This window comes from Pedobacter cryoconitis (genome assembly GCF_003259615.1).
Taxonomy (GTDB): domain Bacteria; phylum Bacteroidota; class Bacteroidia; order Sphingobacteriales; family Sphingobacteriaceae; genus Pedobacter; species Pedobacter cryoconitis.
This window is the reverse complement of the sequence record NZ_QLLR01000036.1, coordinates 19,183-42,901: the sequence shown is the minus strand read 5'-3', so window position 1 is coordinate 42,901 and position 23,719 is coordinate 19,183. Positions and strand designations below refer to the sequence as shown.

Below are 23,719 nucleotides of genomic sequence, written 5' to 3'. Positions count from 1 at the left end.
GGATTCTCGCTGAAAATCCCTTTTATTCAATATAATATATGGAGCAATCAAGGATTAACCTTGTGTCTTTCACCTATATAAAATCTTTATCCTTGATGTGCATTTCTTATCTTACTGTGCTTTTTACTGTAGGCCATGTAAATAATTACACCCAGTGCCATCCAGATAGCTAAACGTTCCCAGCTTACAATAGGCAGGGAAGCCATCATCAGTACACAAACAATAATACCCATAATAGGTACGAATGGGACCCATGGCGTACGGAATGGTCTGTCCAGTTCAGGATCTGTTTTTCTTAAGATCAGTATGCCGATACAAACTAAGGAGAAAGCAAATAAGGTACCGATACTTACCATGTGGCCCAGGTCTGATACTGGCACAAAGCCTGCAAAAATACTAACGAACACCATAAAGGCCAGGTTGGTTTTCCATGGAGTCTGGTTTTTAGGGTGCAGGTCTGAAAATACTTTAGGCAATAGTCCGTCTTTACTCATACTGTAAAATACACGGCTTTGTCCTAAGAGCAGTACCAGGATTACTGAGGTATAACCAGCAAGAATGGCAATCATCAGAAAGCGGTTTAAGAAGGTATAACCTGTTTGCGCAAAGGCTGTAGCAACTGGTTTGGCATCACCCGCAAATTTGGTGTAGTTTTCCAGGCCTGTCATCACATAAGAGAACAGTACATATAATAAGGTACATACGATCAATGAACCGATAATACCAATTGGCATTCCTTTTTGTGGGTTTTTAGCTTCTTGTGCTGCTGTACTTACGGCATCAAAACCGATAAAAGCAAAGAATACAACGCCTGCACCACGCAGAATTCCACTGATACCGAAGTGTCCGAAGTCATCACTGGCGAAGAATTCAAAGAAGCCTTTAGTACCTGCTTTTACGGCTTCTTCTCCTGGGTTAACAGGGATGAATGGCTGGTGATTGGCAGGGTTAATAAAGCTCCATCCTAAAATAATGAAGATCAGTACTACGGCTACTTTCACAATAACCAATACGTTATTGACAGAGGAAGAGTCTTTGGTTCCTCTCATCAGCAGAAGGGATAATAAGCAAACAATTATAATTGCTGGCAGATTGACAATTCCACCTTCCCATGGTCCGTGTAACAGGCTTTGGGGGAAGTGTATGCCAAATTCCAAGAGGAATTGTGAGAAGTATTGGGACCAGCTGGAGGCGACTGTAGCTGAACCTAATGCGTATTCAAGAACTAAATCCCACCCAATGATCCAGGCCATAAATTCTCCCATAGTGGCATAAGAGTAAGTATAGGCACTACCGGCAACCGGAATCATCGAAGCAAATTCTGCATAACAAAGACCTGCAAATCCACAACCAATTGCGGCAATGATGAAGGATAGTATTACCGCAGGGCCGGCATTGTCTGCCGATGCGATACCTGTAAGGGAGAATAATCCTGCACCAATAATAGCACCGACTCCTAAGGCTACCAGGTTGAAACTGGTTAGGGTACGCTTTAAAGTGCCCTCGCCACTCTCATTCGCTTCAGCCAATAGTTGTGGAATAGATTTTTTAAATAACATAGTAAGTTTGGTTGTTTATTTTTTTATGGGTTAGTTCAAGACCAAACCTAATTAAAATATATTTAAAAATAAAAGGGATTTGTTTTGGAAATCCCTTTTATTCAGAACAATATATGGATTGATTAAGGATGAATCAGGGTATCTGTCACATTTTTAACGGTATCAATCTTGATTTTTCCTTTGGAGTCTGTCGATTTACTGATCTGTATTTCTTTTCTGATCTCTGTGGTACCGGGGTTGCTGATCCCTACGGCAATATGTGGTGCAATGATCAGAGAAACGATAGACATGAGTTTGATCAGGATATTCATGGATGGGCCTGAGGTGTCTTTAAATGGATCTCCTACGGTATCTCCGGTTACGGATGCTTTGTGCGGTTCTGACCCTTTATATTCCATTTTACCTTCAATCATCACTCCTTTTTCAAAGGATTTCTTTGCGTTATCCCATGCGCCGCCAGCATTGGATTGGAAAATCCCCATTAAAACACCCGAAACGGTTACGCCTGCAAGCAGCCCTCCGAGTACCTCGGGGCCAAAGGTGAAACCTACAATAATAGGTACAATCAGTGCGATTGCTCCGGGAAGCATCATTTCACGAATAGAGGCTTCTGTGGAAATGGCTACGCATTTTTCATATTCAGGTTTGGCTTTATATTCCATAATCCCCGGAATTTCTTTAAACTGTCTTCTCACTTCTTGTACCATGGCCATCGCTGCCCGGCCTACTGCGGCAATACAAAGTGAAGAGAAGATGAAAGGAATCATGCCGCCTACAAACAGGCCTGCCAGTACATTTGCTTTATAGATGTCAATAGAGGTGATGCCTGAAATTCCTGCGAATGCAGCAAACAGGGCAAGTGAGGTTAGGGCTGCTGAGGCAATTGCAAAGCCTTTTCCGGTAGCTGCAGTGGTATTTCCTACGGCATCAAGCATGTCTGTGCGTTCTCTGACTTCTTTGGGTAATCCGCTCATTTCTGCTATTCCTCCTGCGTTATCGGCAATAGGTCCGAAAGCATCGATAGCGAGTTGCATAGCTGTAGTAGCCATCATCCCGGCTGCGGCAATCGCTACGCCATAAAATCCTGCAAAGGAATAAGAGGTATATATTCCGGCAGCGAGTACCAGGATAGGTAGCACTGTAGATTCCATGCCTACGGAAAGACCACCAATAATATTCGTTGCGTGCCCTGTTGAGGATTGCTGAATGATTGAGTTGACGGGACGGTTGCCCATTGCGGTATAGTATTCTGTAATCAGACTCATGAGTGTGCCAACCGCCAAACCGATGAGTATCGCGTAATAAACGGACATTTGAGTGAATTCAAATCCGCGGATGGACATCACAGGGGGCAATAGCCAGCGAACGGCAAAGTAAGAGGCGATTGCGGTGAGTACAATAGATAACCAGTTTCCTATGTTTAATGCGCTTTGCACGCTATCGGTTTCTTTCTTAATTTTAACAAACAGGGAGGCTACGATAGAGAAGATTAGTCCTAGCCCTGCAATCAGCATGGGTAAAAGTACGGGGGCCATACCTCCGAACAGGTCTTCAGAAACAATTTCCTGTCCTAATACCATAGTGGCCAGGATGGTTGCTACGTAAGAGCCGAATAAATCTGCACCCATACCGGCTACATCACCCACGTTATCTCCTACGTTATCTGCAATGGTTGCGGGGTTACGCACGTCATCTTCGGGAATTCCTGCTTCTACTTTTCCTACCAGATCGGCTCCAACGTCTGCTGCTTTGGTATAAATCCCTCCGCCAACTCTGGCAAAAAGGGCAATACTTTCTGCGCCCAGGGAGAAGCCGGCAAGTACTTCAATAGTTTTTTTCAATTGGGCTGAGGATTCCGGAGATCCGGGATGTACGAAGGTGTGGTAAAGGATGATAAACAGGGTTCCCAGGCCGAGAATAGCCAGGCCTGCAACACCAAATCCCATCACTGTCCCTCCTCTGAAGGATACTTTCAGTGCTTGCGCTAAGCTTGTTCTGGCTGCTTGTGTGGTTCTGACATTGGCCTTTGTTGCGATGCGCATTCCTAAATAGCCTGCGAAAGCTGAAAATACTGCGCCGATAAGAAAGGCGACAGCGATAATGGGACTGGAGTGAATGGGGCTGGCAGCTGTTCCGGTAAGTGTACCGGACCAGGCGAGTAAAATACCGGCGATGATCACAAAGTAACTAAGTACTTTCCATTCTGCTTTCAAAAAGGCCATAGCACCGTCTGCTATATAACCTGCGAGTTCAGACATGTTTTTGTCTCCTGCTTCCTGCCGGGTAACCCAGGCACTTTGGAAGGCCATAACCAGTATCCCAACGAGGCCAAAAAGGGGGATGAAGTAAATTAAATTCTGTTGTAGAAAAATCATATGTTGTTTAAATTTGGTTTCCTGGGTAGATGGCGTATTGGCCGTTATACAAATTAAAGAGAGTTTCTGACATTCCCAAATTAATTGACTGTGGTTGAAAGATTTACAGCTATAGTTGTGGCTTGGTATTTTTATTTTAAGAATTTAAATATATTAGCGCATCCTTAGGGATTTAAATCAATCAACCAACCAAAACAACTAATGAATAAAGAAATTGAGGATGGCTCTTTTAAGAGAGAGCTTGGTCTTTTAGACGGAACTATGCTTGTTGTAGGCTCCATGATCGGATCGGGGATATTTATTGTAAGTGCTGATATTGCCAGGCAAGTGGGGTCGGCAGGCTGGCTCATCCTGATTTGGGTATTGACTGGGTTGGTAACAGTAGTTGCGGCGGTAAGTTATGGTGAGCTGAGTGCAATGTTCCCAAAGGCGGGCGGCCAGTATGTTTATCTGAAGGAGGCTTATAATAAGCTGATCGCATTTTTGTATGGGTGGAGCTTCTTTGCGGTAATTCAAACGGGAACGATCGCCGCGGTAGGGGTGGCTTTTTCGAAGTTTGCTGCTTATTTGTATGAGCCTTTGAGTGATACTAATGTTTTATATAGTTTAGGGTCTTTTCATTTGAATGCGGCGCAATTGGTTTCTATTGTGACGATTGTGTTGCTGACTTATATCAATAGCAGGGGGGTAAGGGATAGTAAGATTCTACAGACTTTTTTGACTATTATTAAGATTTTTTCACTGCTGGGTCTGATTGCTGGTGGTTTTTTAATCGCCGCAAATACGCAGGTGTGGAATGCGAATTGGGCTGATGCGTGGAATACAAGAGCTTTTGATGCGCAAAATGGTTCGTGGGTTTCTATTGGTGGTACTGCTTTGCTTTCTGGTATTGCAGCGGCCATGGTGGGTTCTCTTTTTTCGAGTGATGCGTGGGTCGGGGTAACTTTTATTGCTGGTGAGATCAAAAAGCCTGAGCGCAATGTGGGCCTGAGTTTGTTTTTTGGGACTTTCATTGTGAGTGTGATTTATATTTCAGCGAATTTGATGTATATCTCTGTGATGCCTTTGAATGAGATTGCTTTTGCGAAGTCTGATCGTGTGGCTGTTGCGGCAGCGCAATATATTTTTGGTGATGTGGGCACGATTACTATTGCTGTAATGATCATGATTTCAACTTTTGCTTGTAATAATGGGTTGATCATGGCTGGGGCAAGGGTTTATTATACGATGGCAAAGGATGGGTTGTTTTTTAAGAAGGCGGCTTTATTGAATAAGTCGAGTGTGCCGGGCTGGGCTTTGTGGTTTCAGTGTATTTGGGCTTCTTTTCTTTGTTTGACGGGCAAGTATGGTGATTTGCTGGATTATGTAGTGATCATTGTGATGATTTTTTATATTCTTACTATTTATGGGATATTTATTTTAAGAAGGAAAAGGCCGGATTTGGTGCGTCCGTATAGGGCGTTCGGGTATCCGGTATTGCCGGCTTTGTATATGGTGGTAGCTGCGGCAATTTGCGTGGCGCTGTTGATTACTAAGTTTAGTACGTGTGGGTGGGGGGTGTTGATCATGCTCGCAGGTATACCGGTTTATTTTTTTTCGAAGCCTAAGGAATAAGTAAGAGGAAATAAAAAAACCGTTATACTATGTTCGTCAGCATTTTGTGGGCCTGAAGTGGCCCTGAATGCAATGTCCGAACATAGTATAACGGTTTTTTTATTTTTCACCATTTTGATGGGGCCTTTAGGGAGCGAAAAAAATAAATGGTTACGGGCTCACAGATTTTTATTAGGATTGCTGGTTGGATAGCTAGGTTGGATTGCTTATTCGGATTGCTAAGCTGGATTGCTGGTTGGATAGCTAGGTTGGACTGCTTATTAGGATTGCTGGTTGGATTGCTGGTTGGATGGCTAGGTTGGATTGCTAAGTTGGATTGCTGGTTGGATTGCTTATTCGGATTGCTAAGCTGGATTGCTGGTTGGATAGCTAGGTTGGATTGCTGGTTGGATTGCTGGTTGGATGGCTAGGTTGGATTGCTAAGTTGGATTGCTGGTTGGATGGCTAGGTTGGATTGCTGGTTGGATGGTTAGGTTGGATTGCTTATTCGGATTGCTAGGTTGGATTGCTTATTAGGATTGCTAGGTTGGATAGCTAGGTTGGATTGCTTGTTAGGATTGCTAGGTTGGATGGCTAGGTTGGATTGCTTATTCGGATTGCTAAGTTGGATAGCTAAGTTGGATTGCTAAGTTGGATTGCTGGTTGGATGGCTAGGTTGGATTGCTTATTCGGATTGCTAGGTTGGATTGATAATTGGATAGCTAAGTTGGATTGCGTAAGGTTAGCTCTGCCGGATTGCTTCGCTGTATCGCATTAGTTCGCGTGATTATTATAAATGAGGTTTTAATGTCATCTTGTACCAAGTTTTTTGGTGTTAAGTGCTGTTTTGTATGGGATAATATTTAGAAGTTGTTTAAATTTATAAGATCAAATTATTCACGGTTTCCTAAATCAGCGGGCATGAAATATATATTTACTTTAGTGTTAGTTCTTTCTTTTTCCTGTCAGCTTTTTGCACAGCGTATACTGGGTACGGTTATCGACAAGGATACAAGGGCACCGATTGAGAATGCAACGGTGACAACGGGTTATGGGATTGTTTTTAGTAATCTGAAGGGTGAGTTTGGGTTGTCTGATATTAATGCGGGTGAGGTGGTAAAGGTAAGCCGTGCCAATTATGTGACTTCATATTTTACACTGAAGGCAAATAAGGGAGCGGTTGTAGTGGTGTTGGAAGCGGTGCCGTTTATTTTACAGGAGGTGCAGATTGAAGCGAAGAATAAGTATGAGTTTGATTCGTTGAGGTACAGGCAGGAGTTTTTATCGGTTTTTGCTTATAAGAGCCCGGGGGTAAAGGATATTTTTATTTCGAAATCTGCTTTTGTAAGGTCGCCGCAGTTTACTCAGTATAATAGAAATACAATGAGCACTGCCGCAATCGCTGGGGTTGATGTTTTGCAGATTATTAATTTGTTCGGCAAAAAGAAGGCTCCAATGTCCAAGTTGCAACAGAGGTTGTTGGTGGGTGAGGATAATAATTATGTGGATAAGGTGTTTTCTAAGTCAAAGATAACACGGGTTACTTCTTTAAAGGGGGAGCCTCTTCAGCGTTTTATTGATAAATACAGACCGTCAAAGTCGGAGGCAATGGAAATGTCTGATTATGAAATGATCATCTATATCAAGAAAAGTTATACTGAATTTACTAAGGGGGGCAGCAATGATAATTTGCCTGCACTGATTAAGTAATTGCTCTTTTGGTTTGATTGTGCGGGGGCTGGCACCAGATGTTGCTTTGCTGTGGCTTGAACTTTAAATTAAAAGGTGTATTTTTGCAAAAAATAATAATACAAAAGCAATTTGGGAACTCCATTAGATTCAGGCATAAAAGGTTATAATAATTACGGTACTCACCTTAAGGAAAAGTATAAAGGACAACGTGTGTTCAAAGTGATTGTTGATGGTGGGTTTACTTGCCCTAATCGTGATGGGAGCAAGGGATATGGTGGTTGTACCTATTGTAATGTAGATTCTTTTACGCCTGAGCTTTCCAGAAAGTTGCCTACTATCAGAGAACAGCTGGAGCAGGGAATGGAACGTGGTAAGGGGTTTTATAAGGCGGATAAGTTCATTGTTTATTTTCAGCCGAATACAAATACTTATGCACCGGTACATTATCTGAAAATGATGTATGATGAGGCTTTGTCTATTAATAGTGAAGATGTTGTCGGATTTTCTGTAGGAACACGCCCGGATTGTATTGATGCGGAAAAAGTAGCATTACTGGAGAGTTATGCTGATCGTTTTGATGTGGATCTGGAAATGGGCATGGAATCAATTTATGATGACACACTAAATCAAATCAACAGGGGATGCAGCCATGCGGAGTTTGTAGAGGCTGTTAAGTTACTGGATAATAGTAAGCTTGATCTTTGTGTACACACGATTTTTGGTTTTCCATGGGAAACTGAAGATATGATGCTGCAATATATTCATGAGATCAATAAGTTCCCGAAAATTAAGTTCGTAAAGTTTCACCATCTTCATATTGTAGAGGGCTCTATTATGGGGGCTAAGTACAAGAAAGAGCCTTTCAAATTGTTTACGCTTGAAGAATATACAGATCTGCTGTGTAAATTGATCCCTTTGTTAAGACCAGACGTAGTTATTCAGCGTTTGTTCGGTATTTCTGACTGGGATCTATTAATTGCGCCGAACTGGGGCTTAAATAAATCGTCTATTCAGACTTATATTGACCGGGAAATCGAAAAAAGAGGAATAGTACAGGGCTCTGCCTACGTGCCTGTAGCTGCTGTTGCGGCGGTATAATCCCCGAATAATTCAATTGTCTTCTGCCTTCTGAAATTAAAGATCTGCTGTAATTTGCGGGCTACAAATATACTATTGGCTATATTCCCAAGAATTCCCATTGGCAATCCATAGGTTAATATATCCGTCATTTCTACGCCTCCGGGTACCGGTTTGAAGTGGTGCTGGTGATGCCAGAATTTATAAGGGCCAAATCGCTGCTCGTCAATAAAGTATTTCTGATCTGATACCTGGGTGATTTCTGTCATCCAGTTTAGCTTAATTCCCGCTACGGGCGATACTTTATAAGTAATAATCATTCCGGGATACATCTTTTCGTCTGCTTGAATGGGTGAGGTTACCGTAAAAGCCATCTCTTTGGGCGTTATTTTAGCCAGATTCATCGGTGAGGAGAAGAAATCCCATGCTTCAGGTAAGCTGATTGGCAGGAATTGAGAGAATTTAAGGTGAAATGCTTTCATAATTTGTATTGCGAAGGTAGCAATACTGGAATTAACAGTTTAATGTGCTGTGTTGTTTGCGTTTTTTATCACAAAGTTGAATAAAAACAATTATCATATATTTTTAGTGTGTTTTTTGAATTTATTTAAAATATGAGTCATTATTTTGCCTGTAAATTCTAATAATTGATTTTTATTGAGTCTATTTTTCTTGTTTTTGTTGTTTTTGGACTAAAAATGATCCTGTTTTTATATTGATTTGTATTTAATGTTATTAATTATTGAAGTTTATTAGTATTTTTATGTTAATAATGTAATAAATCAACTTATAAACCAATAAAAATATAATATATATGAATAAAGTTCTATTTAAACAGGTAATTCCGTTCGTTATTCTTGCGATTGTCGCAATTGCAGCGCTTTTTGTTCCATTACATGCCGATTTTGATGCTGGTAAGTATAATGCAGCCGATATTGCATGGATATTAGTGGCTACGGCATTAGTTTTTCTAATGACTCCGGGTCTTGCATTCTTTTATGGAGGAATGGTCCACAGAAAGAATGTGCTTTCTACTATGATTAAAAGTATAGTATCTGCTGGTATCATTAGTGTGCTCTGGGTTACAGTAGGTTTTAGTCTTGCATTTGGAGAAAGTATTCACGGCCTGATTGGAAACCCATTAACTTTTCTGTTTTTCCAGGGAGTGAATTCAGGCCCGTCGTGGAGCCTTGCACCAACAATTCCATTAACCTTATTTGCTTTGTTTCAGCTGATGTTCGCTATTATTACTCCCGGACTTGTGGTAGGAGCAGTTGCTGAACGTATACGTTTTACGTCTTATATCTTATTTATTGTACTGTTTGCCATCTTTGTTTATTCTCCGCTGGCGCACTGGACATGGCATCCTGATGGTATCCTGTTTAAAATGGGTGTGCTGGATTTTGCCGGTGGTACAGTTGTTCATATTTCTGCCGGAATGGCTGCACTTGCAGGTGCGCTTGTATTGAAAAGAAGAAAAGTTCACCAGGATCACCAGGAAATCCCGCCTGCAAATATCCCTTACGTATTAATCGGTACAGGACTACTTTGGTTCGGCTGGTTTGGATTCAATGCTGGTTCAGCATTAGGTGCAAATAGTCTGGCTGTGTCTGCTTTTGCAACTACAAATATTGCAGCAGGGGCAGCAGGTCTTTCCTGGATGTTTTTCGATGTACTAATGGGTAAAAAACCATCAGTACTTGGTTTTTGTATCGGTGCAGTAGTAGGTCTTGTCGCGATTACTCCAGGCGCAGGATTCGTAGCTATTCCACATAGTATTTTTATAGGTGTTGCTGCGGCTATTATTTCTAACCTGGCAGTAATGTGGAAATCTAAAACCAGTCTTGATGATACATTAGATGTATTTCCTTGTCATGGTGTAGGTGGTATTGTAGGGATGTTGCTGACAGGGGTATTCGCAACTAAAACTGTCAATGCTGCGGGCGCAGATGGTTTGTTTTATGGAAATGCGGATTTCTTTTTAACACAGTTGAAAGGGGTACTGATTGTAGCCACCTTCAGCTTTGTGGTGTCCTTCCTGATTTTCAAATTAATAAATGTAATTCAGCCGATTCGTGTAACCTCCGAAGAAGAAGAAGAAGGTCTTGATGCCAGTCAGCACAATGAGAAATACTCTCAGGGGACTTTGATTGTCTCTTCAACCGGGCTTGAAATGGAGAATTCTCCGTTGGCCTGACCTTTATAACCAACCCATGCAACCTAAACCAACCTAACCAACTATGAAGATTAAATCTTTTTTCACGCTTTCTGCCCTTACCATGAGCGCTGCCACTTACGCTCAGGAAACGCCCACGTCATCGCCGTTGCAGATCTCGGGATCGGCGGATGTTTATTACAAGTATGATTTTTCTAAAAAGCCTAATATTGGGACGAGCTTTGCAAATGATCAGAATTCAGTGTCTATCGGAATGATTGACCTGGCTTTAAAGAAAACTACAGGAAAAGCTTCTTTTGTAGGGGAGTTGTCATTTGGCCCGCGTGGACAATATGGCTCAATCCCTAATGGGGAAGGAGAAACTGGTAATGCTGACAATTCTTTTCATATACAGAATTTGTACATGTCTTATGCGGTAACCAATAAACTTGCACTTACTGCCGGTTATATGAGCACATTTATTGGTTATGAAGTGATCGTCCCTACTGGTAATTTTAATTATTCTACCTCGTATCTTTTTACGAGCGGTCCTTTTCAGAATGCAGGAATCAGGGCAAATTATACCTTCTCTCCGAAAATTGCTTTAATGATCGGATTATTCAATGACTGGAATGCTTATAAAGACGTAAATGGGGTGACGCATTTTGGGGCACAATTGACTGTTGTTCCTGTTGAAGGATGGACAGCTTACCTGAATTTACTGACTGGGAGAGCATCCGGGGCTACAGGAACGGGGTCGATTTATGATCTGACTACTTCTTACCAGGTAACGGAAAAGGTGAAGATTGGTTTAAATGCTGCTGATTATTCAGTAACAAATAATAATGGGGGATATAGTGGGGCTGCGCTTTATTTGCAGAACGCTTTTACAACTAATTTTTCCTTAGGACTGAGAGGAGAGTATTTCAAAACGAAAGATGTTCCTGATCTGGAAGGATCAAATGTTAAATCGATTACGTTAACTGCGAATTTAAAAGCGGGGGGATTAACATTTATACCTGAGGTCAGGTTTGATAATGGTTCTACAGCGAGGTTTATCAAGAATAATCTTGATCCTACAAAAAATGCTTCACAATTTTCATTAGCTGCGGTATATGCCTTTTAAATTCAACTATAACCATGAAATGTATCAGGCCCTATGGCCTGGTGCCTTTCTATTTTTATTCTTGCTGCTGATTGTCTCAGGTGCAGTTGCTCAGGATATTAAGGAAATCAAAGAGTTACAAAAAGATGAAATCGGAAAGTATATTCATTATGAAGTCGTGGCTCAGCTTCCTGTTTCTGCTGATTCTCTGGCTTTCAGGGCGAAGGCATTCTTTAAGCTGAAAAAGATGGACTCTTTCCCGGTTGATAGTACAGCGTTGGAACAGCGCGGTAAATTCGTGATTAATAAAACTGCGTATGTATTATCACATCCTAGCGGAGAGATATTATATAATTTCAGGTTTGAAATTAAAGGGGAGCGGTATAGATTCTGGTTAACAGATTTCTTATTTATTCCCTATCAGAGGGATCGCTATGGCAACTTTGTTCCTGCAACAGTTAAGGGAATTCCTTTGGAGAAAAGCCCGGGTAAGTTAAATGCGGGAGAGTGGTCTGCCTATGTGAGTGAAGCGGGCAGACAATCGGCCGCCCTTGCTGCCGAGTTCAAAGAATATCTGTCTGCATCGCAACAAGCCAAACCGCTTCCTAAAACCGGCAGTTTGATTTCTACAAAAAGCTGGTAGGCCCGGTTTGTTAATGGACCATTTTATCTGCACAGGTTGAGCTGGCAAAAGCCTCTGGTTTAGCCTTAAAAATAAAGCCCATGCTTAAGATATAGCCCATAGCCTCGTTCAATGCTTTGTTGGATTTGAACATCGGGTTGGTATTAATATCTGCATGTACCTCAAGATCCACATCATATAAGTCCAGAAGATCACAGACCGCATAAGCAGTTTCTATGGATTTTTGTACTTCAATCAGCATTCGTTCTTTGATGCTCATCTGTTGTGTAGTTTTTTCCTGATGGATGTACATGAAACCTCCATGCTGTTCTCTGAGCAGAACAATCACGGTAGCAAAATCAGTGTAAGCACCTTTAACCTGCGAATCTGTACCGACGCATACTTTAAGATGATAGCCTTTTTCGGTTTCTCTGATGATGGCTTTTTCTACTTCTTCTAAAATTGGCAAGTGAATCACTTCGCCGTTGAATTTTTTCCAGGTCATACGTTATTGGTATTAAAGAACAACCCGTATTCAGGTTTCCTAAAATTAAGGTGATTATGTTAAAGATACATTAATTATTTGTTGTTTATTTGCTAACAATCAGATAGTTGTCAACAGGTTTCGTGCTAAAATGTTAATTTGTGTAATTTCTTTAATACATAAAAATTAAAACAATATGTAAGAAATCATGTTATTCAGGCTATAACATGGTGAATAAAACAATTATAGTTTCGAATCGATTACCCGTTAAAATAGTAGAAGAAAATGGGGAGTATCTCCTTAGTCCAAGTGAAGGAGGTTTAGCTACCGGTTTAGGATCGGTATACAAAAAAGGTGATAATGTGTGGGTCGGATGGCCTGGAATTGAGGTTCCTGAAGACCGGCAGCAGGAAGTAACAGAAAAGCTCGCTGAGCTCAATCTGATCCCTGTATTTTTAACCCCCGATGAAATCAACCTTTATTACGAAGGATTTTCCAACGAAGTTTTATGGCCCGTATTTCACTATATGGTTACCTATGCTCATTTTGATCAAACCTATTGGGATTTTTATCAAAGTGTAAATGATAAGTTTAAAGCAGTAGTTACTGCACATCTGAATGAAGGTGATACAGTCTGGATACATGATTACCAGCTTTTATTGCTTCCTCAATTGATCAGAGATTCACAACCTCATGTCATTATTGGTTTCTTCCAGCATATTCCTTTTCCTTCGTATGAAATGTTCCGCCTCATCCCATGGCGGGAAGAATTGATAGGAGGGATGTTTGGGGCCGACTTACTCGGTTTCCATACTTTTGACGATGTAAGACACTTCTTAAGTGCAGCTTCGCGTTTATCGCCAGCAAAAGTATCCAACAATGTAATTACCTATAAAGACAGGCAGATTGTAGTGGAAGCTTTCCCGATGGGAATTGATGCCAATAAATTTGAGAATCTGACCCGTGATCCGGTGGTAGCTGAGCATGTTGTTTCTCTCAAAGAAACCATGCAGGATTGTAAAATTATCTTAACCATTGACAGGCTGGATTATAGCAAAGGGATATTGCAGCGTTTACAGGCCTATGAATTGCTATTGGCAACCCATCCTGAATATATAGAGCAGTTATCATTGTATATGATTGTTGTCCCTTCCAGAGATACTGTTGCGCAATACAAAGAATTAAAAGATCAGATTGATCAGCTCGTAGGAAATATCAATGCACATTTCAGAACTTTAAATTGGGTACCGGTACATTATTTCTACCGTTCTTTTCCTGTTGAATTTTTATCTGCGCTATATTATACAGCAGATATTTGTTTAGTGACCCCAATGCGGGACGGGATGAACCTGGTCAGTAAAGAATATGTAGCCAGCAGGGTGGGGAATACCGGCGTGCTCATTTTAAGTGAAATGGCAGGCGCTTCTAAAGAACTGAATGATGCGCTGATTGTCAATCCCAATAATATCGGTGATGTGATGCGCGCTATCGTTGAGGCGATCAATATGCCTGTTGAGGAGCAAAAAACAAGAATGTCTGTGATGAGAGGCATTGTAAAGAAATTTGATATACACCTTTGGGTCAAGAATTTTATGGATAAGTTAGATGAAGTTAAACAAATGCAAGAGTCATTGTTAACTAAACATGCGGTAAAAGCGATAAGAGAACAAATAGGAGCGGCGTATGCAAAAGCTGCAGACCGTTATATTTTCCTGGATTATGATGGCACTCTGGTTGGTTTTAACGGAGATATTGATAAGGCTTCGCCCGATAAAGAATTATATGATATACTGGAACAATTGTCTGCTGATCCGGCAAATCAGGTGGTCATTGTGAGCGGACGCAGACATGAGACACTGGAACAGTGGTTTGGACATTTAAAACTGGGCCTGATTGCTGAACATGGTGCATGGCAAAAACATTACCAGCAGGAATGGAAATCTTTGCCGCTGCTGACTGACCGCTGGAAACAGGAAATAAGTACAGTACTGGATACTTATACAGACCGTACTCCGGGTTCTTTCACTGAAGAAAAAAGTTACTCCCTGGTTTGGCACTACCGTAAAGTAGAAGAGGGCTTAGGAGAGCTCAGGGCAAACGAGATCATTAACCACCTGGGTGCAACAGTTGCCGATAAAGGTTTGCAAATGATGCCGGGTAATAAAGTGATCGAGTTTAAAAATATAGAAGTCAATAAGGGAAAAGCCACTTTAGCCTGGTTATATGATAGTCATCCTGATTTTATTATTGCCTTAGGTGATGACCATACAGATGAAGATATTTTCAAAGCGCTGAAGCCAGAGGATTATACGATTAAAGTAGGAAGTAACATTTCGGCAGCAAGGTATTATCTAAGAGATTTTGTGGAAGTCCGCGAGTTTCTGAGAACATTGGCAGCAAACTAACGAACTCCCTCAAAATATATTTAAGCAAGCCCGTTTTCTATAAGAAAGCGGGCTTGTCTAGTTTAATAGCGATTCTATGTGCAGCATTCATCAAACCTACATGGCTGTAAGCCTGTGGAAAATTACCCCATTGACTGCCATCATTTTCATCCACATCTTCTGCGAAAAGATCAAGATGATTGCCATAACCGATTAATAATTCAAATTCTCTGACTGCATCGTCTAATCTGCCGACTATGGCCAGCGCCTCCACATACCAGAAAGCACAGATCAGGAAGGTCGTTTTAGGCTTGCCAAAATCGTCCGTATGGCGGTAACGGTAAAACAGACCATTTGCACCTTTAAGCTCCTGTTCTAAAGCAATCAGGTGATCTTTTGCCCTTTGTGAATCAGGATCAAGGTAATTCATCAGGATCAGCTGTAAAGTACTGGCATCCAGATGTGCACTGCCTACAGCATGGTTATATACTTTTCTTTCCGGATCATAACATGCTTCTATATGTGCGGAAGCTCTTTCAATCAATAATCTTGCACGTTCTTCAAATTCTTTATTGCCAATGGTCTTAGCCATTTTTAAAGCTGCACTTGCCCCCGCCCATTGGAATAAATTAGTATAACAGTGCATATTGGCAAGGTTCCTGAATTCCCAGATCCCGGCATCCTTTTCATCAATAGTACTTTCAATCTTGGTCAGCAAGTAATCAAGCCAGATGGCTGAATCTTTACGCTCATTAAAAACAAACCGATTGTCTGTATAAAGAGGCAGCATAGAAATCAATACTTGTCCGTAGATGTCATTTTGAATATGTTCATAAGCTTGATTTCCAACACGTACCGGCTGGTTGCCCATGTAGCCTTTCAGATTAGTCAGGATACGTTCTGTAAGAACACGTTCACCCGCAATACCAAAAAGCGGCTGATAACGCTTGTCATCCCTGAAGGAAATATCAGTGATATAGTTGAAATAGCGCTCCATTTCTTCAAAATGTCCGATATGGTTCAGCGCAGTAATCACATAATAAGTATCTCTCATCCAACAGTACCTGTAGTCCCAGTTACGGGTGCTTCCCGGAGATTCCGGTAAACTAGTAGTACTTGCGGCAATAATCGCTCCTGTGTCTTCGTACTGGTGAATTTTAAGCACCAGTGCAGAGCGGATAACCAATGACTGATGGAAGCCGGCTATCGTAGAGTGTTTAATCCAGGTACGCCAGTATTTCAGGGTTTCGGTCAAAAATCTTTCCGCTGTACTTTCAATTGGCGCGTCTAAATCATGTCCATAGGTAAGGATGAGGTATTTAGTATCATTAAGCGCAAAATACTTTTCGTCTTCAATATACGAAAGTGAAATGTTGGTACTTAACTGCATATCGTTTTCAGCTCCGGTAAACTGGATATGGTTACTGCCTCTTGCCCCTTGCTGTTTTCCTTCGCCATAATTGAAAACCGGATTACAGACTACTTTAATCCTGGGATTTCCTTCTAAAGGTTCAATTTTACGGATTAACATTAACGGTTTGTAAAAACGCTCATGCTGATAAAATCTTGGTGCAAAATCAGTAATCCGGTACGTTCCTTCTTCACTGGTGATGGTTGTGCTTAAAATATTGGTGTTTTCTACGTAATGTTGATCTGAAGTGTATTCTCCATCGGGCAAAATAGAAAATTCTCCGCCTTGTTCTTTGTCGAGCAGGCCGCCGAAAACAAAAGAGCTGTCAAATCTTGGCCAGCATAACCAATCAATGTTAGTGTTTTTATTGATGTGCGCCAGGAACGCACAGTTTCCAATTATTCCTGTTTGATAGGTATGTCTGTCCATTAATTATAATTTCTGGTGTGTTTACTATACTATTATAGTAATAGAACAAACTATCAGCCTATTTGTTGTCTTAAAGAATATTAAGGGACATTTTACCTTATTTTTAATGGGTAAATGATGTACATCCTATTTATTTTTTTTATTACATTTATGATAACAATGACGATACTATAGTAGTATCGCTGTGCGTTAAATCAATTAATTAACCAATTCCTCATTTAAAGCTATTAAAGATGAAAACAGAACTGATGAATGAATTCTTCTTACTTCAACAAAGCAGGTCTAATGCTAAATATCTTGATATTCTGGAGGAAAAAATCTATTCTCCAATTCAGCAGGCGAATCATAAAGTAACCTCGTGGATGACCAAGAGAGGTACAATGTTGATGAAACTCGAAAAGAATGCGCAGCTGCGGATGAGCAAAATCAGGAAAAAGTTCCTTAAATATTAGAAAAGCTTAAACAGTTTCTTAGTCAATTCCCTTTTGCGCTAATCTTAGCTTAATTCCCTTATCTTTGCGGCATGATGGTAGAAAAGGTATTGGGTAATTTAAAAATCGCTTCTTTGAATGAAATGCAGCTGGCAGCAATTGCCGCTACAAGTAAAGGAAAGGATGTAGTTTTACTTGCACCAACAGGTTCTGGTAAAACGCTTGGCTTCTTATTGCCAGTTTTAAAAAATTTAGATGCAGCTACAAAAGGGGTACAAGCGTTGATATTGGTTCCTTCAAGGGAGCTTGCTTTACAAATTGAGCAGGTATTTAAACAAATGGGTACTGGTTTTAAAGTGAACTGCTGTTATGGCGGTCACCCTGTGAAAACAGAAAGAAACAACTTTGAGCAGCCTCCTGCGGTATTAATAGGTACGCCCGGAAGAATTGCTTATCACCTTAGAAAAGAAAACTTTGATGAATCATCTATAACCACTTTGGTACTGGATGAGTTTGATAAAGCCCTTGAATTTGGGTTCCAGGAAGATATGGCCTATATTATTGGCAATATGCGTTCTTTAAAACAACGTATGCTTACTTCTGCAACACAAATGGAGGCTATTCCTGATTTTACGGGACTTAAATCTTCTGTAGAAATCAATTTTCTGAAGGATGTTAAAGTTGCACCAGATTTGAAACTGAAAAAGGTAATGACTACCGCAGAAGATAAACTGGACACTTTATTCGAACTGATCTGTAAAATAGGAAATAAAACTACACTGCTTTTTTGTAACCACAGAGAGACAGTAGACCGGATCAGTGATTTGCTGATTGATAAAGATCTTGCCCATGATATTTTCCATGGCGGGATGGAGCAGGACGAAAGAGAGCGTGCTTTACTGAAATTCAGAAATGGAAGTATTAAAATATTAATTACGACAGATCTGGCTTCACGCGGACTGGATATTCCGGAAGTGGAATATATTATCCATTATCAATTGCCTTATACAGAAGATGCTTTCCTGCATAGAAATGGACGTACTGCACGTATGAATGCCAAAGGAACTGCCTACCTGATGATGACTGAGGAAGATAAATACCCTTTCCTGAAAAGTGATATAGAGATTGAGAAGTTAAAAGGTAATTATCAGTTACCAAAAGATAGTCAGTGGCAGACTTTATACATTGCTGCGGGTAAAAAAGATAAGGTGAACAAAATTGACATCGTAGGTTTACTGCTTAAAAAAGGTGGGCTCGAAAAGGATGATGTAGGATTGATCGAAGTCAAAGACCAGAGTTCATATGTTGCTGTAAAACGCAGTATGGTCAATAAGGTTTTGGCAGCTTTAGCGAATGAGAAGATAAAAAACAGAAAAGTGAAGATAGAAGTAGCGATGTAATTATGAGCAACAACGACATTTTAAAGAAACTCCGCGTAGCGCTGGAGCTGAACAATGAAGATATTATTAAAATCCTTGAACTGGTAAACTTTAAGGTAACAAAAAGTGAATTAGGGTCCTTTTTCAGAAGTGAAGATCATCCTAATTTTAAACCATGTGGTGATCAGATCCTGCGTAATTTCCTCAATGGATTAGTAATTTTCAAAAGAGGCCCAAGAGTTGAGAAATTAACTCCGCCAACTATTGATTAACTCAAACAAATAGCTATACTTGTGAAAAGAAGGCTTAACCTGGCCTTCTTACAAGGATTGCACTTTTGAAAATGGCCAATTGGATTGCATGAGGAATGATTAGATTTTTAAAATTTCATGGAAATTTGACTCATTTAAAATGTATAATTTTATTCAATGCCTTTATATTCTGCTACAGCTTTTCTGCTAAAGCACAAACACAGCACAGACTTACCGGAACTGTAATTGACTCTTTAAATGATGTAGTATTAGGAGCCGATGTTTTTATCATTGCAGATAAAGACACTCTGACTTCAATCACCAATACCCACGGAAGATTCGTTTTTTCAGGTTTTAAAGCTGACAGGATTTCTCTGCTGGTCATGAGCGTGGGTTTCAAACCTTATACGAAGTCATTTCAATTTAAACCGGGACAGCTCAATATGGATCTGGACATGATTATTCTTGACCTGGAATCTAACCTGCTCAATGAGGTTGTAATCAATGGCAGAGATAAGCCGATCAAGATTAAACGCGATACTATTGAATATAATGCTTCTTTCTACCAGATTTCTGAAAATGACAGGGTAGAAGACTTGCTGCGGCAATTACCCGGTATAGAGGTCGATGAGCATGGAAATGCCACTACAATGGGGAAACCCCTGCAGAAGTTAAGAGTAAACGGAGAGGATTTCTTTACCAGCAATGTGAAGGACTTTATCAGTCAGCTTCCTGCCAGTGTGGTTGATAAAGTGGAAATTATCAATGACTATGGTGATGAAGCTAATTTTACAGGGATGAAAACCGGGGAATCTCAGAAAATGCTGAACCTGGTTACTAAATCGGGGCAAAACAGAGGGACTTTTGGCAATGCCCTGGTTAGTGGAGGAACGAATAAACGTTATAGTCTTCAGGGGAATGGAAATTTATGGGAAGGCAGTAAGCAGATCGGATTCAGCAGCAGCTCAAATAATACCAATAACGAGGCAGGAGTAAATACTGCTGCCACGGCAGGTGTCAATTACAGAGATAAGCTGTCAAGTGGGGTCACCGCCAGTGCAGCTTATAATTATGGTTACAATAAGAATATCTCAGAACAGCTGAATTCGACTGAAACGATAACGACCGATGGGACAATTTTGAACAAGTCACAGTCTTCGGGCAATTCAGCTGACAATACACATAATATTAATTTCAATGTACAATCTATAGCGAACAAGAGCTATTTTCAGGCTTCTTTAGGGGGCTCTATGGCAATGAAAGATAGAGACGGAGATATTCTTTCCAGGCAAACTGGGCTGATCAGGCAGGATTTGCATAGCGAGAGTGGCTCGACCACCAAGACACCTGGTCTGAACGGTAATTTTGTTTGGGCAAGGAGTATGGATAAACCGGGCAGAAGTATGTCTGCGGGAGTGGTAGTCAGCACGGGGATCAACCAGGTTCAGGATGATCTGCGGAACAAGCTAAGTTATTATAACAGGCAGGATCAGCTGGTTAAGGATTCTATTGTGAACCGCTTTATTGATGCGGAGAACAGGACAAATCTGATTACGGCCGACTTCAGATATAGTGAGCCTTTAAAGTCTGACAATGATTCCCTGGTTAAAAGAAACATAGATTTTTCTTATTTCTTCTCGATGAGTAAAACAAGAAATAGCCTGTATACGAAAGTGGATAATAGTATTGGCAATAGTACTGTCGTAGATTCTCTGAGTTCTATTTACTCCTCGGCTTTTCTTTTCCAGCGTTTTGCGGTAAACTACCGCTACCAGGCCGAGCGACTGAATTATAGTCTGGGCTTAACTGTGCAGCCGAGTCAGTTAACCGGACAATATGCGGGCAATGATAATAAAATCAGTCATTTTGAGCTTAATTTATCCCCTATAATCAACTTGAGTTATAATTTGTCCAATTGGGATAACCTGGCTTTTGTATATAGCGGAAGCAGTACAGCTCCCGATTTTTACCAGTTACAACCGGTACCGAATATTAGTAACCTTCAGAATGTTATCATTGGAAACCCTAATCTGAAATCCAGTTTTACACATTCAGGAAATCTGACCTATCAGCATACAGATGAACAAACAGGCTCTACGCTGCAGCTGGCATTAAACGGCTCTGTGGTGGAAGATCAGGTAGTGAGTAATGTTATCTTATTAAAAGATACTTTGAATAGCTTAAAGCAGGAAACACACTATGAGAATGCAAATGGGGCATATTTGATAGGAAGTATGTATTCTTACGTTTTGCCTTTCGCCAGAAATAAGTTTAATGCGGAATTGAGAGGCACATTTGATTATATAAATATGATTTCATATGCCAATAATGACCTGAATACAAATAGAAATATCAATTTTTCACAGACATTGAAATTCAGGATGAACCAGCGCCGGTTAACCTTAACAACTTCGGCGACCTATACTTACAGCAGTAACCGTTATTCTATTGAATTGTTGAAATTAAGAAACATTGAAACCTGGCAATTTAACTGGAGCGGCCGTGCTTTTCTGAATAAGAATTTTTCTCTAAGTGCTGACGTTTCCAAAAGGATAAACTCAGGCTATTCGCTGGCTATAGCGAACCCTATGCTGATTAATCTTAGTTTAGAGAAGATCTTGTTTAAGAACAGGCAGGGAACGATCTCTTTACAAGCTTACGATTTATTGAACCAGGGAAATAACCTGGTTAGAAGTATATCTGATAATTCAATTACTGATAGTCAGTATAATCAAATTACCAGATATTTTCTTGTGAGTTTTAATTACCGTTTACAGAATTTCGGTCATAAAAAAACTAAGTAACTTGTTAGCTTAATTTCTTGTACCTGATTCTGTGCGGAGTTACATCACCTAAGCGTTTCTTACGGTTCTCTTCGTAATCACTGTAGTTACCTTCAAAGAAGTAAACTTGTGAGTTACCTTCAAAGGCGAGGATATGTGTACAAATACGGTCTAAAAACCATCTATCGTGACTGATGACTACTGCGCAACCACCAAAGTTTTCTAGTGCTTCTTCCAGTGCTCGCAGCGTATTTACGTCAATATCATTGGTTGGCTCATCGAGCAGTAATACATTGGCTCCTTTTTTCAAAGTAATGGCCAAATGTACCCTGTTACGTTCTCCACCTGATAGTATACCTACTTTTTTCTGCTGATCACCACCGTTGAAGTTGAATTTTGAAACATAAGCACGTCCGCTTACTGATTTGTTCCCTAACATAATGTTGTCAAGTCCGTCAGTAATGTTTTCGTACACAGTTTTATTGCCATCAAGGTCATTGTGCATCTGATCTACATAACCCAAGGCTACAGTTTCACCTACTCTGAAAGTCCCTTCATCAGGAGTTTCCTGCTCAGTGATTAAACGGAAAAGGGTTGTTTTACCCGCACCGTTAGGACCAACGATACCTACAATACCTGCTGGAGGTAAAGAGAAACTCAGGTTTTCAAAAAGTATCTTATCTCCGTATGATTTGGTAACATTGTTAGCTTCAATCACGACATTACCCAATCTAGGTCCTGCCGGGATAAATAGCTCCAGTTTGTCTTCTCTTTCTTTAGAATCCTCTGAGGCCAGTTTATCATAGTTGGATAAACGTGCTTTAGATTTTGCATGTCTGGCTTTTGGTGCCATACGTACCCATTCCAGCTCACGTTCCAGTGTTTTCTGACGTTTACTTTCTGTTTTCTCTTCTTGTGATAAACGTTTTGCTTTTTGGTCTAACCATGAAGAGTAGTTCCCTTTCCATGGAATACCTTCTCCACGGTCAAGTTCAAGAATCCATCCGGCTACGTTATCAAGGAAGTATCTATCGTGGGTTACAGCGATTACTGTTCCTTTGTAGTCTTTCAGGAATTGCTCCAGCCAGTCGATACTTTCTGCATCAAGGTGATTGGTTGGCTCATCCAGTAATAAAACATCAGGTTCTTGTAATAACAAACGGCACATCGCTACACGACGGCGCTCACCTCCTGATAAAACACCAATTTTAGTGTCAGGATCAGGGCAGCGTAAAGCGTCCATTGCACGTTCCAGTTTATTGTCAAGCTCCCAGGCATTTACTGCATCAATTTTATCTTGCAGTTCACCTTGTTTGGTCATCAGTTTATCCATTGCATCTGCATCTTCATAAACTTCTGGCAAACCGAATTGCTCATTGATAGATTCGTATTCTTTCAGGATAGCTGTAATTTCTGCAACGCCTTCTTCTACAACTTCACGAACAGTTTTGTTCTCGTCCAGTTCCGGTTCCTGTGCAAGGTAACCAACGGTATAACCTGGTGAGAATACTACTTCACCCTGAAATGCTTTGTCAATTCCTGCAATAATTTTTAATACAGATGATTTACCTGATCCGTTAAGACCAATAACACCAATTTTGGCTCCGTAGAAAAATGAAAGGTATATGTTTTTTAATACTTGTTTTTGAGGGGGGTAAATCTTATTTACTCCCGCCATTGAAAAGATTATTTTTTCGTCTGACATAATGGGTTTTAATATTTTATGCCTTTAACAGGCTTTTACTGATTGCAGGAATCAATAGCTAAGCATAGAGGCATGCCTTTATGCTTAGCTCCTGATTAAACAATAAGTGCAAAGATAAACAAGGTAAGGTAGTAAAGAAATGGTTTGTCAGATATTAAAAAAGAATTTTCTGATTTGCAGGCAGGAGGGCTTGTGGTGGAAGAGTAAGTCTCTTGTTATGGAAATTTATCAAGATGCTTTTTTACGAACTCATAAAGGGTATCAATAAGCAAAGACTTTTGCTT

17 protein-coding genes are annotated in these 23,719 nt (G+C 40.5%); 11 read left to right on the top strand and 6 right to left on the bottom strand.

From position 1 onward, the window contains the following. Positions 1-86: 86 nt before the first annotated feature. Both LY11_RS23360 and LY11_RS23355 read right to left on the bottom strand, forming a co-directional pair. Positions 87-1,559, bottom strand: coding sequence for an amino acid permease (locus LY11_RS23360; protein ID WP_111636033.1), 1,473 nt, complete (start codon positions 1,557-1,559; stop codon positions 87-89). Positions 1,560-1,681: 122 nt separating this feature from the next. Then, entirely contained in the window at positions 1,682-3,934 is a 2,253-nt protein-coding gene (locus LY11_RS23355; protein WP_111636032.1) for a sodium-translocating pyrophosphatase, read from the bottom strand. Positions 3,935-4,135: 201 nt separating this feature from the next. Between LY11_RS23355 and LY11_RS23350 the strand changes: the two genes are divergently transcribed. From LY11_RS23350 to LY11_RS23335, 3 genes are all read left to right on the top strand, one after another. Next, positions 4,136-5,548: an APC family permease gene (locus LY11_RS23350; RefSeq protein WP_111636031.1), complete on the top strand. Its 1,413-nt coding sequence runs from the start codon at positions 4,136-4,138 to the stop codon at positions 5,546-5,548. 900 nt (positions 5,549-6,448) lie between these two features. Further along, a complete protein-coding gene (locus tag LY11_RS23340) occupies positions 6,449-7,237 on the top strand; it encodes a peptidase associated/transthyretin-like domain-containing protein (protein WP_111636029.1) in 789 nt (262 codons plus the stop codon). A 111-nt stretch (positions 7,238-7,348) separates the two neighbouring features. Then, positions 7,349-8,317, top strand: coding sequence for a TIGR01212 family radical SAM protein (locus tag LY11_RS23335; protein ID WP_111636028.1), 969 nt, complete (start codon positions 7,349-7,351; stop codon positions 8,315-8,317). Here LY11_RS23335 and LY11_RS23330 read toward each other — a convergent pair. Beyond that, on the bottom strand, positions 8,284-8,778 hold the full coding sequence (locus tag LY11_RS23330) for an SRPBCC family protein (protein WP_170132761.1): 495 nt from the start codon (positions 8,776-8,778) through the stop codon (positions 8,284-8,286). The two genes, LY11_RS23335 and LY11_RS23330, sit on opposite strands and share 34 nt — an antisense overlap. A gap of 332 nt (positions 8,779-9,110) precedes the next feature. Here LY11_RS23330 and LY11_RS23325 point away from each other — a divergent pair, with 332 nt between their 5' ends. Genes LY11_RS23325 through LY11_RS23315 form a run of 3 tightly spaced genes read left to right on the top strand, consistent with a single transcriptional unit; the run spans position 9,111 to position 12,199 of the window. Further along, positions 9,111-10,493 (top strand): ammonium transporter, encoded by a 1,383-nt coding sequence (locus LY11_RS23325; protein ID WP_111636026.1) that lies wholly within the window; start codon positions 9,111-9,113, stop codon positions 10,491-10,493. A gap of 43 nt (positions 10,494-10,536) precedes the next feature. Continuing rightward, positions 10,537-11,577, top strand: a complete 1,041-nt coding sequence (locus LY11_RS23320; protein WP_111636025.1) for a porin — start codon at positions 10,537-10,539, stop codon at positions 11,575-11,577. Then, positions 11,567-12,199: a hypothetical protein gene (locus LY11_RS23315; RefSeq protein ID WP_111636024.1), complete on the top strand. Its 633-nt coding sequence runs from the start codon at positions 11,567-11,569 to the stop codon at positions 12,197-12,199. The genes LY11_RS23320 and LY11_RS23315 overlap by 11 nt, the downstream gene beginning before the upstream one ends. 10 nt (positions 12,200-12,209) lie before the next feature. Here LY11_RS23315 and LY11_RS23310 read toward each other — a convergent pair whose 3' ends face one another. After that, positions 12,210-12,683 carry a ribonuclease H-like YkuK family protein gene (locus LY11_RS23310; protein ID WP_068403032.1) on the bottom strand — a complete coding sequence of 158 codons (474 nt, stop codon included), beginning with the start codon at positions 12,681-12,683 and terminating at the stop codon, positions 12,210-12,212. Between the two features lie 206 nt (positions 12,684-12,889). On the opposite strand from LY11_RS23310, the gene LY11_RS23305 reads away from it, so the two are divergent. Then, positions 12,890-15,067, top strand: a complete 2,178-nt coding sequence (locus LY11_RS23305) for a bifunctional alpha,alpha-trehalose-phosphate synthase (UDP-forming)/trehalose-phosphatase (protein ID WP_111636023.1) — start codon at positions 12,890-12,892, stop codon at positions 15,065-15,067. Positions 15,068-15,104: 37 nt separating this feature from the next. Here LY11_RS23305 and LY11_RS23300 read toward each other — a convergent pair whose 3' ends face one another. Continuing rightward, positions 15,105-16,886, bottom strand: coding sequence for a glycoside hydrolase family 15 protein (locus tag LY11_RS23300; RefSeq protein ID WP_111636022.1), 1,782 nt, complete (start codon positions 16,884-16,886; stop codon positions 15,105-15,107). 233 nt (positions 16,887-17,119) lie between these two features. Here LY11_RS23300 and LY11_RS23295 point away from each other — a divergent pair, with 233 nt between their 5' ends. The 4 genes from LY11_RS23295 (at position 17,120) to LY11_RS23280 (ending at position 21,751) form a co-directional block, all read left to right on the top strand. Next, complete coding sequence (locus LY11_RS23295; protein ID WP_111636021.1) at positions 17,120-17,338, top strand: hypothetical protein; 219 nt, start codon at positions 17,120-17,122, stop codon at positions 17,336-17,338. A gap of 71 nt (positions 17,339-17,409) precedes the next feature. Beyond that, complete coding sequence (locus tag LY11_RS23290) at positions 17,410-18,717, top strand: DEAD/DEAH box helicase (protein WP_111636020.1); 1,308 nt, start codon at positions 17,410-17,412, stop codon at positions 18,715-18,717. Between the two features lie 2 nt (positions 18,718-18,719). Continuing rightward, on the top strand, positions 18,720-18,968 hold the full coding sequence (locus LY11_RS23285) for a DUF1456 family protein (protein ID WP_068403022.1): 249 nt from the start codon (positions 18,720-18,722) through the stop codon (positions 18,966-18,968). A gap of 125 nt (positions 18,969-19,093) precedes the next feature. Next, complete coding sequence (locus LY11_RS23280) at positions 19,094-21,751, top strand: outer membrane beta-barrel protein (protein ID WP_170132760.1); 2,658 nt, start codon at positions 19,094-19,096, stop codon at positions 21,749-21,751. 4 nt (positions 21,752-21,755) lie between these two features. Here the strand turns inward: LY11_RS23280 and ettA are convergent, their stop codons facing one another. Beyond that, a complete protein-coding gene (gene ettA / locus LY11_RS23275; protein ID WP_111636018.1) occupies positions 21,756-23,435 on the bottom strand; it encodes an energy-dependent translational throttle protein EttA in 1,680 nt (559 codons plus the stop codon). Positions 23,436-23,719 lie beyond the last annotated feature (284 nt).